This is a genomic window from Roseateles sp. (assembly GCF_047654805.1).
Lineage (GTDB): Bacteria > Pseudomonadota > Gammaproteobacteria > Burkholderiales > Burkholderiaceae_C > Pelomonas.
In genome coordinates this window covers 2,017,810-2,031,160 of sequence record NZ_JASGIV010000001.1, presented here as the reverse complement: position 1 = coordinate 2,031,160, position 13,351 = coordinate 2,017,810, and the positions used below count along the sequence as shown (strand labels likewise).

Below are 13,351 nucleotides of genomic sequence, written 5' to 3'. Positions count from 1 at the left end.
ATGCAACGACGCGCCGCCCTGGCCTTGGCCCTGCTGGCCACCCCCTTCGCGCTGCAGGCGGCGGAACCCGTCAAGATTGGCTTCCTCGTCAAGCAGGCCGAGGAGCCCTGGTTCCAGGATGAATGGCGCTTTGCCGAACAGGCCGCCAAGGACAAGGGCTTCACGCTCGTGAAGATCGGCATCCCCAACGGCGAGAAGATGATGGCCGCCATCGACAACCTGGCCGCTCAGAAGGCCGTGGGCTTTGTCATCTGCGCGCCCGACGTGAAGCTGGGCGTGGCCGTGAATCGCGCCGCCAAGCGTCACAAGCTCAAGGTCATGTCGGTGGACGACCAGCTCGTCGACGGCGCCGGCAAGCCCATCGCCGACATCCCCCACATGGGCATCTCGGGCTACGAGATTGGCAAGCAGGTCGGCCAGGGGCTGCTGGCCGAGATCAAGGCACGCGGCTGGAAGCTCGACGAGGTCGGCGTGCTGCGCGTGGCCTTTGACCAGCTGCCCACTGCCCGCGACCGCACCATGGGCGCGGTGGATGCGCTCAAGGCCGCCGGCGTGCCCGTGGCCAACATCGTCGATGCCCCCCAGGCCAAGACCGACACCGAGAGCGCCTTCAACGCCGCCAACATCGCCTTCACGAAGAACGCCAAGTTCAAGCGCTGGGTCGCCTTCGGCCTGAACGACGAGGCGGCGCTGGGTGCCGTGCGTGCTGCTGAAGGCCGTGGCATCAAGCAAGACGCCATGATGGCCATCGGTATCGGCGGCAGCCAGACGGCGCTCAACGAGTTCACCAAGCCGACGCCGACCGCCTTCTACGGTACCGTGCTGATCAGCCCCAAGCGTCACGGCTACGAGACGGCCACGGCCGTGTACGAGTGGGCCACGCAAGGCAAGCAGCCCCCGGCCGTCACGCTGACCAGCGGCATCCTGATGACGCGCCAGAACCAGGCGGAGATCCGCAAGCAGATGGGTCTGTGATGGCAGCCCTGCAGTTCGACAACATCAGCAAGGTCTTCCCTGGCGTCAAGGCGCTGAACGGGGTGAGCTTCGAGGCGCGCGCCGGCCAGGTCATGGGCCTGCTGGGCGAGAACGGCGCGGGAAAAAGCACGCTGCTGAAGATCCTTGGCGGCCAGTACAGGCCCGACGGCGGCCGACTGCTGCTCGATGGCCAGGAGCGCCGCTTCACCTCGGCCGGCGATGCGATCCAGGCCGGTGTGGCCATCATCCACCAGGAGCTGCAGTACGTGGCCGAGCTGACCGTGGCCGAGAACGTGCTGCTGGGCCGGCTGCCGACCCGCCTCGGCTTCGTCGACCACAAGGCCGCCCGCCGGCTGGTGGCCGAGCAGCTTGCGGCCATCGGCGTGGACCTGGACCCTGCGGCGCGCCTGTCGCAGCTGTCCATCGCCCAGCGCCAGATGGTGGAGATCTGCAAGGCCGTCATGCAGGACGCCAAGGTCATCGCCTTCGACGAGCCCACCAGCAGCCTGTCGCACCGCGAGACCGAGATCCTGTTCCGCCTCGTCAAGCGGCTGCGCGCCGAAGGGCGCACGCTGATCTACATCTCGCATCGCCTGGAGGAGCTGTACGAGCTGTGCGACGCCTGCACCATCTTCCGCGACGGCCGCAAGATCGTCACGCACGAGGTGATGGCGGAGGTGCCGCGCGAGCGCCTCATCGCCGACATGGTGGGCCGCGAGCTGCAGGACATCTACGACTACCGCACCCGCGAGCAAGGCCCCGTGCGGCTGGAGGCCCGCGGCCTGCACAGCGCCCGCCTGCCCGAGCCGTTGAGCTTCTCGATGCGGGGCGGCGAGGTACTGGGCTTCTTCGGCCTCGTGGGCGCGGGCCGTAGCGAGCTGATGCGCCTGCTCTATGGCGCCGATCCCCGCCGCGGCGGCGAGGTGCTTCTGGACGGTGAACGCGTGGCCGCGCGCAATCCGGCCGACGCGATCGCGGCCGGCATCGTGCTTTGCCCGGAGGACCGAAAGGAGCAAGGCATCCTGGCGCATTCGTCGGTGGCCGAGAACATCAACATCAGCTGCCGCCGCCACGGCCTGGCGGGCGGTGTCTTCCTGCGCCACGCACAGGAGGCCCGGCGCGCCGACGACTTCATCCAGAAGCTGCGCATCAAGACGCCCAGCCGCGAGCAGGAGATCCGCCTGCTGTCCGGCGGCAACCAGCAGAAGGTCATCCTGGCGCGCTGGCTTGCGGAGCCGGGACTGAAGGTGCTCATCCTCGACGAGCCCACCCGTGGCATCGACGTGGGCGCCAAGAACGAGATCTACCGCATCATCCACGACGTGGCCGCCTCGGGCTGCTGCGTCATCGTCATCTCCAGCGAACTGCCCGAGGTCCTCGGCATCGCCGACCGCCTCATCGTCATGCGCGACGGCCGCATCAGCGGCGAGCTCTCGCGCGAACAGGCCAGCGAGACCACCGCGCTCGCGCTGGCCCTGCCCGACGGCATCACGGGAGCGCCTGCCGCGCCCCTGCATTGACCATGAACACGACCACCCTGCCCCAACCCGACCCGCGTCCCGCCATGACCTCTCCCGCCCGTGCCCTGCTCAAGGAGCACAGCATGACGCTGGGCTACGCCCTGCTCTTCGTCGTGCTGGCCTTCTCGGTCGAGAACTTCTTTTCCTCGGCCAACATCGTGGGCCTGCTGCTCTCGGTGGCGCAGATCGGCATGGTGGCTTGCACCATGATGTTCTGCTTGGCCTCGCGCGACTTCGACCTCAGCGTGGGCTCCACCATCGCTTTCGCCGGAGTGCTTGGCGCCATGGTGCTGGAGCGCACCGGCAGCGTCGCCGCGGCCATCGGTGGCGGCCTGCTCGCCGGCGCGCTGATCGGCGCGGGCAACGGCGTGCTGATCGCCTACCTGCGCGTCAACGCGCTGATCGCCACGCTGGCCACCATGCTGATGGTGCGCGGCCTGGCCTTCATCGCCTCCCAGGGGCAGGCGGTGGGCATCGCCGACGAGGGCTTCATCTCCTTTGGCGACACGACCTTCTTCGGGCTGCCGCTGCCGATCTGGATGACGGCACTGTGTTTCGTCGTCTTTGGCGTGCTGCTCAACCACACCGTTTTCGGCCGCAATACGTTGGCCATCGGTGGCAATCCCGAGGCAGCACGCCTGGCTGGCGTGCGCGTGGAACGGCTGCGGGTCTGGATCTTCCTGCTGCAGGGCGTCGTCACGGCGCTGGCCGGGCTGATCCTGTCGGCCCGCATCACGAGCGGCCAGCCCAACGCTGCCACCGGCTTCGAGCTGGACGTCATCTCGGCTTGCGTGCTGGGGGGTGTGTCGCTTCAGGGCGGCAAGGCGCGCATCTTCGGCGTCGTGATCGGCGTGCTCATCATGGGTACGGTCGAGAACGTCATGAACCTGCTCAACGTCGACGCGTTCTACCAGTACCTGGTGCGTGGCCTCATCCTGCTTGCCGCCGTGCTGCTGGACCAGCTGAAATCCCGGGGCGAGCGCCGTGCCTGACAGGGCGATCCAGCGCCGCGCGCTGCTGGCCGCGTCGCTTGCGAGCGCGCTGCCGGCGCATGCCGCCATGCCGCTCCTGGCCGGTGGCGACATCTCCGCGCTGAGCTGGATGGAGCGCGCCGGCGCCGTCTACCAGGACCGCGACGGCAAGCCAGGCGACTGCCTGGCCATCCTGAGGCGCTATGGCCACAACATTGCCCGTATCCGGCTCTACGACCACACCGGTCCGGGCACCGGCGAGGACGGCTGGTACTGGCCCGAGGGATCGATGGACCTGCCCGACGCACTGGCGTTGGCGCGCCGCGCCAAGGCGCAGGGCATGCAGATCCAGTTCACGCTGCACTACAGCGACTTCTGGACCAACTCCAGGACCCAGTCGCCGCCACACGCCTGGCGCCGCGAGCTGAGCGAGCTGCCCGATGACGCTGCCCGTTTCGAGAGGCTTGTGGCGCTCGTCGAGCAGCGCACGCGCGAGGTCGTGCAGGCACTCGTGGCCCAGGGCACCGCGCCCGAGTTCGTCTCGCTGGGCAACGAGATCGAGATGGGCCTGCTCTATCCCTGGGGCCGAAGTGCCAACTGGCAGCGGCTGGGTGCTCTGCTGAAGGCCGGCCATGCCGCGGTGAAGGCTGCAAGCCCGTCGTCCCGCGTCGTGCTGCACCTGGATGACGGGGGCAACGAAGCCAAGTACCGCGACTGGTTCGACCATGCGCGCGAGCAGGGCGTGCGCTGGGACGTCATCGGCCCGTCCTACTACCCGTTCTGGACGAAGCGGACCGTGTCGCAGCTTGTCGGCTTCTGCGAGGCCGTCTCCAGACGCTACGACAGTGACATCCTCGTCATGGAGGCCGGCTTCAACTTCGCGCCGAAACGCCACGACGGCTGGCCCGGGCAGCTGGAGCACAACGGCCCCTACCCGGCCAGCATGAGCAGTCCCGAGGGCCAGCGCGACTTCATGGCCGAGCTGCTGGGTGCCTGCAGGGCCACGCCGCGCGTGCTTGGCGTCCTCTACTGGGACCCCGTCATGATCGCCAACCGCAACGTCGGGTGGGCGCTGAAGGAAGGTACCGGCGAGCCGGGCCCCAACGTCGTCTCCAACACGACCCTCTTCGACTTCAAGGGCCGGGCGCTGCCCGTGCTCGACATCTGGAAGCAGTACACCCAATGAGCTCACGCCTCCAAGGCAAGGTCGCGCTGGTGACGGGTGCCAGCCAGGGCATCGGCAAGGCCATCGCCCGGCTCTTCGCTGCCGAGGGTGCCAGGCTCATCCTCAACGGCCTGGAGGCCGACGCCGCCAGCGACGCGCTGATCGCCGAACTCGGCGAGGACAAGGCGATGTATGTCGCTGCGGACATCGCCGACGAGGCCGCAGTGCAGGCCATGGCCGCGCAGGGGGCCGAGCGCTTCGGCCCCATCAACGTCCTTGTCAACAACGCAGGCATGAACGTCTTCGCCGAACCGCTGGCGATGACGTCGGCGCAGTGGCAGCGCTGCTTGGCCGTCGACCTCGAAGGCGCGCTGCACTGCAGCCGTGCCGTGTTGCCCGGCATGCTGGCGGGCGGTGGCGGCAGCATCGTCAACATCGCGTCGGTGCACGGGCACCGCATCATTCCCAATGCGTTCCCCTACCCGGTTGCCAAGCATGCGCTGATCGGCATGACCAAGGCGCTGGGGTTGCAATACGCCGCGCAGAACGTGCGCGTGAACTCCATCTCGCCCGGCCTCATCCTCTCCGAGCGCATCGTCGAGTGGCTCGCCAGCGAGCCCGAGGAAGCCAGGCGCCAGGTTGATCTGCTGCCGTCGAAGCGCATCGGCGAGCCCATCGAGGTTGCCTACACTGCACTGTTCCTGGCCAGCGACGAAGCCCGCTTCATCAACGCCACGGACATCCTGATCGATGGCGGCCGTTCCCAGCTCTACCATGAGTAGCCCCGCGCTTTTCGCATGACCGACCCGCGCTCGGATCGCTTCGTCCGGTCCCACCTCAAGACCCGCCAGCTCGTGCTGCTGGTGGAGCTGGGGCGGCACGGCTCCATCCTGCATGCCGCCCAGGCCGCCAACCTGACCCAGCCGGCCGCGTCCAAGCTGCTGTCCGACCTGGAGCATGCGCTTGGCGTCAAGCTCTTCGAACGCCTGCCGCGAGGCGTGGCACCGACCTGGTACGGTGAAGTGATGATCCGTCGCGCCGGTGCGGCGCTGGCCGAGCTGGATGCCGGCCACCAGGAGGTGATGGAGCTGTTGTCGGGCCTGTCGGGCCGCGTCGCCGTCGGTGCCGTGCTGACGCCATCGACCACGCTGCTGCCTGCCGCCATCACGCTGCTCAAGGCGCGCCAGCCGCGAGTGCACGTCGCCGTGTCGGTGGACACGAGCAAGCTGCTCATCCAGCACCTGCAAAGTGGTGAGCTGGACATCGTCGTCGGCCGCGTGCTGGACAGCGAGTCTGCGGCCCAGCTCAGCTTTGAGCCGCTGACCGACGAGCCCCACTGCCTGGTCGTGCGCGCCGGCCATCCGCTGGCCGGCCGCGATGACCTCAGCCTGCCCGAACTCGCCAGCCAGAGCTGGATACTGCCGCCCAGCGGCAGCATCCTGCGCGACCGCCTGACCGCCCTCTTCCTGTCCGCCGGACTGGGCCAGCCCCAGCAGACGGTCGAAACGCTGTCACTGCCCGTCATCACCAGCCTGCTGGGCCAGTCCGACATGGTCTCCGCCCTACCAGACGAGCTGGTGAGGCCGTACCTGGCCACGGGCCTGCTGGAAGTGCTGGACTTCGATCTTGGCCTGCGCATGGATGTCTACGGCATCGTCACCCGGCGCGGCCACCAGCTGTCGCCGGGCGCCGAGTTGATGCTGCAATGCCTGCGCGAGGAAGCCGCACGCCACCCACCACGCTGACCGAAGGGGAGCACCGCATGGAACGATTTACCGGCGGCTGCCTCTGCGGTGACGTCCGCTTCATCGCGACAGGTCGCCCCTACCGGGTGGGCCTGTGCCACTGCCTGGATTGCCGCAAGCACCACGGCGCACTGTTCCATGCCTCGGCGATCTTTGCGCAGCATGCCGTGGCGGTCGAAGGCGAGACGCGCGACTACGCCGGACGCCACTTCTGCCCCCGCTGCGGCTCGTCCGTCTTTGGTCGCAGTGCGGACGAGATCGAGCTCAACCTCGGCTCTTTGGACGCGCCTGACCAGCTCACTCCTACCTACGAGCTATGGACCGTACGCCGCGAATCCTGGTTGCCGCCGTTTACGCTCGCCAGGCACTACGAGCGTGATCGCGAGTCCAAGAGGCGCAGCGAAGACCTGGGCTAGCCGGCTGGCCGATGCGGCGGCCGAAAGCAGCGCCGGCTGCGACACTCCGGCGACTTGCCCTCGCAGCCTCCCGGAAGGACGCCCATGACACTCTCCTGCGACGTCGCCATCATCGGCGCCGGCACCGCCGGCATGGCGGCCTACCGCGCCGCGCGCGTGCACACCGACCAGGTGCTACTCATCGAGGCCGCGCATTACGGCACCACCTGCGCCCGCGTCGGCTGCATGCCCAGCAAGCTGCTGATTGCGGCTGCGGAGGCCGCCGAGGCCGTGCGCGAGTCGCATCGATTCGGCGTGCAGGCTGAGCCGCCGCGCATCGATGGTCGCGCCGTCATGCAGCGCGTGCGCAGCGAGCGCGACCGCTTCGTCGGCTTCGTGCTGGAAACCGTCCATGGCTGGCCCGAGGCCACCCGCGTCTTCGGCCGCGCCCGCTTCACCGGCCCGGGGGTGCTGGAAGTGGACGGCCAGCGCATCCAGGCAAGATCCGTCGTCATCGCCACCGGCTCGCACCCGGCTGTGCCGGCAGGCTGGCGCGAGCGCCTGGGCGCCAGGCTGCTGGTCAACGACGACGTCTTCGACTGGGTCGACCTGCCGAGATCGCTGGCAGTGGTCGGCGCCGGTGTCATCGGGCTGGAGCTGGCCCTGGCCCTGCACAAGCTTGGTGTGCGCGTGCGCCTGTTCGCCCGCGGCGAGCGCGTCGGACCGCTGACCGACCCGGAACTGCAGGCCTTGAGCCGGCAGCTGTTTGCCGACGAGCTGCCGCTGACGCTGCGCGCTGCCGATCTGGATCCTGTGCTGGACGGCGACGAAGTCGTCATTGGCGGCGAGCGCTTCGATGTCCTGCTCTGCGCGGCTGGCCGCCAGCCCAACCTCGACGGCCTGGGGCTGGAGGCCCTGGCGCTGCCGCACGACGCTCGAGGCCACCCGCTGATCGATCGCCACACGGGGCAGTGGGGTGGTGGGCCGGTCTTCATTGCCGGCGATGTCGCCAGCGACAGGCCGCTGCTGCACGAGGCCGCGGATGCCGGCCGCATCGCAGGCGACAACGCGGCGCGATGGCCCGACGTGCACCGCCGGCCACGTCGTGCGCCGTTGGCCATCGTCTTCAGCGAGCCGCAGATCGCCATTGCCGGGGCCACTCATGCCGAACTCGTCGCGGCGGGCCAAGCCTTCGACACAGGGCGGGTCAGCTTCGCCGACCAGGGGCGCAGCCGCGTCATGCTCGTCAATCGCGGCGGGTTGCATGTCTATGCCGAACGTAGCAGCGGCCGGCTGCTGGGCGCCGAGATGATCGGCCCTGCCGCTGAGCACCTGGGCCATCTGCTGGCTTGGAGCGTGCAGCGCGGCGACACGGTGCAGCAGATGCTGGACTGCCCCTTCTACCACCCCGTCATCGAGGAGGGCTTGCGCACGGCGCTGCGCCAGCTCAGCAGCGACCTGCATCTGCCACAGCCGCCCATCGAGACCTGCCTGGACTGCGACACCGCGGCCGAGGTGGGCAACTGAAATCGGATGCCGCGATGGAGAAATTTGCCACCTGCGAAATCGTTTTGACGCTCGCGGGAGGTATTGATGGGCCAGTAGATTCACCGTCTGGATGACGTCCAGATCAAGCATTGGATCTCCAAGCCAAGGGCGAGGTGGTCGCGCCGTCCGATGGAGGCGGTGGATATTCCGATGTGACCTGAGCATCAGGTCCAGCGTCTTCTGAGCACGGAACCCGGCGCCTGATCAGCACCTTGTCCGGATGGGTCACGCAGGGCAGCGTGTCCGGCGACCGGACCACATGTTCTGGCGCCGAGTGCGGAGATGCTGGCCGCTTCAGGCTGGTCAGAGACATTCGCGGCTGGCAGTCTGAGCGGCTGCTTCGATCGGTAGCCGCCATTCGACGGGCGGCGGCGCATACGGCTGCTGTGCTTCCGAGACCGGCCGCTCGGCTGGTGGCGGCCACGACCCAGCGGCCGGTTCGGCGCCGGCCGACAGGTCGAAACCGGCCATAACCTGCCGGTCGCGAGCGGCAGCTTCGGAGCGTTTCGAACCGGCCGGACCGGCAAGTTTTGCAGAGGCGGTTGATCTTGTAGTGCGGTTGCACTACGATTTGGCCATGAAAGACGCTGTCATTCCCCAAGTCCGTGTTGAGAGCGAGCTACGTGCAAACCTCGATGCGGTACTGCGTCCTGGCGAAACCCTGACTGAATTCGTCGAGGGCGCGGTGCGCAACGCCGTTGAATACCGGCGCGTTCAGACCGACTTCGCATCGCGGTGTGAGGCATCTCTGGCCGAGTATGAACGCACAGGAGTGTCCATCCCAGCCGCCCAGGTCATTGCAAAGCTCGAATCCAAGCTGGCTAAGCGCCGCAAGCAACTTGGCGGATGAGCTACGCCGTCGAATTCACGCAAGGCGCTGAGGACGATCTGGTACGGCTCTACGACTTTCTGCTCAATTGCGCCGAAACGCTCGAAGAACTTGAAGTGGCCGATGAAGCGATCAAAGTCATCAGACAAGTTGCATTGAGCCACCTGTCGAAAACGCCGTACAGCTACCGCAAGGTAGGTGCCCGGTCGACGCTGCGCGAACTCATCATCCCGTTCGGCAAGACCGGCTACATCCTGCGCTTCGACATCCGCTCGCCCGAATTGGTGCTCGTGATCGGCGCGCGCCACCAGCGCGAGGAAGACTTCCATTGACCTCCTCCAGGCCGCGCTCAGGCAGCGCTGTGCACGGATCTATGTATACCGGCTTTCGGCCATGACCAGTCGCCGAACTTCGCACGGCAACCGGACCCTCACTGAGCCGACTTCGAGGCACGTCCCGGCCGACTGGCGTACCAGCGCGGGCGTACGACCGACGGCCGGGCGCCGAAGGCTTCGCTACACGTTACCTCGACCGGACGCAGCAGGTCGTACAGAAAGCCGACAAAGTCCTGGACGACGGCGTCCCGCTTGGCTTCCGGCCGGATGAGCGCACTGAAGGGTGGCGAGTCACTGCTCTCCCAGTCAAGCAGCACAGGCTGCAGCAGACCATCGCGGACGAAGGGCCAGACCGACAGGTCGGCGAAGCGCCCGACGCCCTGGCCCAGCAGCACGGCCTGCAATGCATCGTCGCGGCTGGCGCAGGTGAGCCAGCCGCCGACGGCCACTTCGTCGACCACGTCTTCGCGGGTGTGGCGCCACAGGTCTAGCACGGTGCCTTCCGGGCTGCGCACCAGCGTGCAGGCGTGGCCCGTCAAGTCCGAAGGCCTGGCCGGGATGCCGTGGCGTCGCCAGTAGGCGGGGCTCGCACAGATGATCAATCGGCTCTGTGCCAGGGGCCGCTGCACGAGGTCCACGCTGCCGGGCCAGCCCAGAGCGACCAGCACGTCGACGCCGCGTGTCACAGTGTCCTTGAGGTTGAGGAAGTCCATCGTGCGCAAGTCGATGTGCACGTGCGGGTGCCGTTCGTGCCAGTCGGACAGAGCTGGCACCAGCAGGCCACGCGACAGCAGTGGCGGTGCGCCGACGACCAGGCTGCGGGCACGTCGCGCGCCGGGCGTCGCCAGCGCGCGATCTGCATCTGCCAGTTGCGCCAGCAGTGGCGTACAGCACTCCAGGTACTGCGCGCCCCGTGCCGTCAGCGCCAGCCCCTGCGTGCTGCGGTCGAGCAGCTTTACGCCCAGTTCCCGCTCCAGGGCCGAGACCAGCTTGGTCACAGCCGGCACGCTGACGTCAAAGCGCCGCGCCGCCGCCGAGAAGCTGCCTTCTTCGGCAGCGGCCACGAAGTAGTGCAAGGCGCGCAGCTTGTCCATCGCGGGTCAATTCATCGAGCGTCTTAACTTTGGGTTCAAACGCATTGTGCCCGTGCAGTGCTTTCGCGCCTGAAGGCGGGCTCCTACAGTGAACCCATCGACACACCGGAGCACGCCCATGAACACCTGCACGCGCTCTGTCGCCAGCACAGCAACCCTGCCACCCAGCCTGCCTTTGCTGTCAGGCGCGTTTGCGCTCTTCAACGGTCTGCGGATCGTCGCCTACCTGCCCACCCTGGTCGCCATCCAGGGCAGCGGCCATACCGACCAGCACTCGCTGTTCACCTGGCTGACCTTCCTGGGCGCCAACCTGACGATGGCGCTGTGGCTGCACGAACAGAACGGGCGACGCATGAACCGCGCCGTGGTGGTCAATGCCTTCAATGCCCTGATGTGCGGCGCCATCGCTGCCTCGATCGTGTGGTTGCGCTGGTTGCAGCCGACCACCAGCCTTTTGACCTTCTCCTGACTCTGCGGAGGATCACATGCGTCGCTTCCTGTTCTGCATCGCCACTGCGGCGACCCTGGCCAGCCCCGTCGTATCGACGGCGCAAACCGCCAACCCGGCGAGCTTTCCGACGCGACCCTTGCGCATGCTGGTGCCGGTGCCGGCCGGCGGCCCCAGCGACTTCATCGCGCGGCAGGTGGCGCAGCAGCTGGGCACGTCGCTGGGCCATGTGGTGACGGTGGAAAACAAGCCGGGGGCGAACGGCCTGCTCGCCGCCCGCGAGGCATTGGCCGCGACCGCCGACGGTCACACGTTGCTCTACGCACCGGGCTCGATGATCGCCACGCCGCTGCTCACGAAAGGCTCGGGCTTGGACTGGTCCCAGGACTTCGCGCCACTGGGCAAGGTCGGGCGCGTGCCCTTTGCGCTGGCCGTACACCCGAGCGTGTCGGCACGCACGGTGGCAGAGCTGGTGAAACACGGGGGGCAGCAGCCGGGTACGCTCAACGTCGCCACCAGCACGCCGAGCGAGGTGCTGGCCGCCGCGCAGTTCATGAAGGCAGCCGGCATCCAGCTCACGCGGGTGCCCTACAAGGGCGGCACGCAGGCGCTGCCGGACCTGCTGGCGGGCCGCGTGCAGATGATGTTCGGGCCGTTGTCGCTGCTGCAGCCGCAGGCCAAGTCGGGTGCGCTGCGCATCCTGGCCGTGCTGGCGCCCGAGCGCAGCGCCGCGCTGCCCGACGTGCCTACCATGGCCGAGGCCGGCATGGCCGACGTCGACGTACCGACGTGGCAGGGCCTGTACACCGTGGCGAAGGTGCCTGCGGCACTGCGCGCCCGCCTTGCTGCCGACATCGATGCGGTGATGGCCAAGCCGGACATGCGCGTCGAGTTCGAACGTCGCATGCTGGCCGTCGAGCGCGCGTCACCGCAGGAACTGACTGCGACCATCACCCGTGAACTGGCCGTCTGGTCTGCCCTGGTGGACGAATACAAGCTGAGCGCCGACTGAAGGCCAGGACCACCAGGACACGATGCGCGTTCTCTTCTGCACCACGGGCGGGCTGGGCCACATGCTGCCTTTGCGGCCCCTGGCCAGGGCACTCCATCATCGGGGACACGAGGTGGCCTGGGCAACCGCACCCGACGCGCTGCCAGTGCTGGAGGGCGAGGGTTTCGATCTCTTCGCTGCCGGTTTGACCTTCGAGGCCAGCCGGCGCCAATTCCGCGCAGCGTTTGCCGAAGCCGCGCGGTTCGCCGGCGAGACCTTGTCGGCATACACCTTTCCCAGGCTGTTCGGCGCTGTGCTTGGGCCAGCGATGCTGAAGGACGTGGAACGGACCGGCCGTCATTGGCGCCCCGACTTCGTGGTGCATGAACCCGCAGCGCTGGTCGCACCCCTGGTCTGCCGGCGACTCGGATTGCGCAACGTGGTGCATGGCTACGGGCTGCGACCGCCGCGCGAGTATCTTGAGGATGCAATGAGCTTTTTCGGCCCGTATTGGCAGGCGTGCGGCCTGGAGCCCTCCGCCGATGGGGGCCTGTACAGGCACCTCTCATTGGACATCGCGCCCAGGAGCCTCCAGCCGTTGCCTGTGCCCGAGGAGAAGGGCGTGTTCCGCTTCAATGCCTACCGCGCGGCGGGCACGGCGCCGCCTGCACCGCCCGCCGATCTGGGGGCGGCGCTGCAGGGGCCGGCGGCACCGCGACCGAGGATCTACGTCACCTTCGGTACCGTGTTCAACCGCAGCCCGGCACTGGTAGCCGCCGCCCGGGCTGCCGCCCGGGTCGGTGGGTCCGTGGTCGTCACGATCGGTGCAGACGGTGACACCAAATGTCTGGCCGACCTTGGCGCCCAGGTGCATGTGCGTCGCTTCGTCGACCAAGCGGCACTGCTGCCGCACTGCGACGTGGTGGTGTCGCATGGTGGTGCGGGCACCATGCTCGGGGCTGCGGCACATGGCGTTCCGCACCTGGTGCTGCCGCAGGCGGCAGATCACTTCCGCAACGCACGTGCCATTGAGTCGGCCCATGCCGGCAGCAGCATGGACCCGGAGCGTCAGACCGCGGCACTCGTGGCGTCGGCGCTGGCGGCCCTGCTGGAGAGCGGCGCGCTCGCGATCGGCGCTGCAGCCGTCGCTCAGGAAATGGCCGCCCTGCCGGATCCGGTTGCGGCGGCAGCCAAGTTGGAGACCTGGCAGGCTGCTGCGCCGGCAACACCAGGATGCGGCTGACCGCTATTCCCGCCTCGGGATGTCCCCAATGGGTCGGGCCGAGTCCGTCGCGCATGCGAGGACCGGTCACTCACTGTGCAAGACCGCGCTGT

General features: G+C 68.0%; 14 protein-coding genes. 13 read left to right on the top strand and 1 reads right to left on the bottom strand.

Going from position 1 to position 13,351, the window contains the following annotated elements; all coding sequences use genetic code 11:
* From QM732_RS09000 to QM732_RS08955, 10 genes are all read left to right on the top strand, one after another.
* On the top strand, positions 1–975 hold the full coding sequence (locus QM732_RS09000; protein ID WP_415659355.1) for an arabinose ABC transporter substrate-binding protein: 975 nt from the start codon (positions 1–3) through the stop codon (positions 973–975).
* A complete protein-coding gene (gene araG / locus QM732_RS08995) occupies positions 972–2,495 on the top strand; it encodes an L-arabinose ABC transporter ATP-binding protein AraG (protein ID WP_415655829.1) in 1,524 nt (507 codons plus the stop codon). Before QM732_RS09000 ends, araG begins: the two co-directional genes overlap by 4 nt.
* 44 nt (positions 2,496–2,539) lie before the next feature.
* The gene (gene araH, locus QM732_RS08990; protein ID WP_415659354.1) at positions 2,540–3,487 is read left to right on the top strand and encodes an L-arabinose ABC transporter permease AraH; all 948 of its coding nucleotides are present in this window, start codon (positions 2,540–2,542) and stop codon (positions 3,485–3,487) included.
* Positions 3,480–4,652 carry a glycosyl hydrolase 53 family protein gene (locus QM732_RS08985; RefSeq protein ID WP_415655828.1) on the top strand — a complete coding sequence of 391 codons (1,173 nt, stop codon included), beginning with the start codon at positions 3,480–3,482 and terminating at the stop codon, positions 4,650–4,652. The genes araH and QM732_RS08985 overlap by 8 nt, the downstream gene beginning before the upstream one ends.
* A complete protein-coding gene (locus QM732_RS08980; RefSeq protein ID WP_415655827.1) occupies positions 4,649–5,413 on the top strand; it encodes an SDR family oxidoreductase in 765 nt (254 codons plus the stop codon). Before QM732_RS08985 ends, QM732_RS08980 begins: the two co-directional genes overlap by 4 nt.
* A 15-nt stretch (positions 5,414–5,428) precedes the next feature.
* A complete protein-coding gene (locus QM732_RS08975) occupies positions 5,429–6,376 on the top strand; it encodes a LysR substrate-binding domain-containing protein (protein WP_415655826.1) in 948 nt (315 codons plus the stop codon).
* 17 nt (positions 6,377–6,393) lie between these two features.
* The gene (locus QM732_RS08970; RefSeq protein ID WP_415655825.1) at positions 6,394–6,792 is read left to right on the top strand and encodes a GFA family protein; all 399 of its coding nucleotides are present in this window, start codon (positions 6,394–6,396) and stop codon (positions 6,790–6,792) included.
* Between the two features lie 84 nt (positions 6,793–6,876).
* On the top strand, positions 6,877–8,298 hold the full coding sequence (locus tag QM732_RS08965; protein WP_415655824.1) for a dihydrolipoyl dehydrogenase: 1,422 nt from the start codon (positions 6,877–6,879) through the stop codon (positions 8,296–8,298).
* Positions 8,299–8,896: 598 nt separating this feature from the next.
* Positions 8,897–9,169, top strand: a complete 273-nt coding sequence (locus QM732_RS08960; RefSeq protein ID WP_331174198.1) for a YlcI/YnfO family protein — start codon at positions 8,897–8,899, stop codon at positions 9,167–9,169.
* Positions 9,166–9,480 (top strand): type II toxin-antitoxin system RelE/ParE family toxin, encoded by a 315-nt coding sequence (locus tag QM732_RS08955; protein WP_415655823.1) that lies wholly within the window; start codon positions 9,166–9,168, stop codon positions 9,478–9,480. Before QM732_RS08960 ends, QM732_RS08955 begins: the two co-directional genes overlap by 4 nt.
* 98 nt (positions 9,481–9,578) lie before the next feature.
* On the opposite strand, the gene QM732_RS08950 is transcribed toward QM732_RS08955, so the two are convergent.
* On the bottom strand, positions 9,579–10,577 hold the full coding sequence (locus QM732_RS08950) for a LysR family transcriptional regulator (protein WP_415655822.1): 999 nt from the start codon (positions 10,575–10,577) through the stop codon (positions 9,579–9,581).
* Between the two features lie 118 nt (positions 10,578–10,695).
* Here QM732_RS08950 and QM732_RS08945 point away from each other — a divergent pair, with 118 nt between their 5' ends.
* The 3 genes from QM732_RS08945 to QM732_RS08935 are packed head-to-tail and all read left to right on the top strand — an operon-like array spanning position 10,696 to position 13,259.
* A complete protein-coding gene (locus tag QM732_RS08945) occupies positions 10,696–11,046 on the top strand; it encodes a hypothetical protein (protein WP_415655821.1) in 351 nt (116 codons plus the stop codon).
* Between the two features lie 16 nt (positions 11,047–11,062).
* Positions 11,063–12,037, top strand: a complete 975-nt coding sequence (locus tag QM732_RS08940; protein ID WP_415655820.1) for a Bug family tripartite tricarboxylate transporter substrate binding protein — start codon at positions 11,063–11,065, stop codon at positions 12,035–12,037.
* A 22-nt stretch (positions 12,038–12,059) separates the two neighbouring features.
* Positions 12,060–13,259, top strand: a complete 1,200-nt coding sequence (locus tag QM732_RS08935) for a glycosyltransferase (RefSeq protein WP_415655819.1) — start codon at positions 12,060–12,062, stop codon at positions 13,257–13,259.
* The last annotated feature ends 92 nt before the right edge of the window (positions 13,260–13,351 follow it).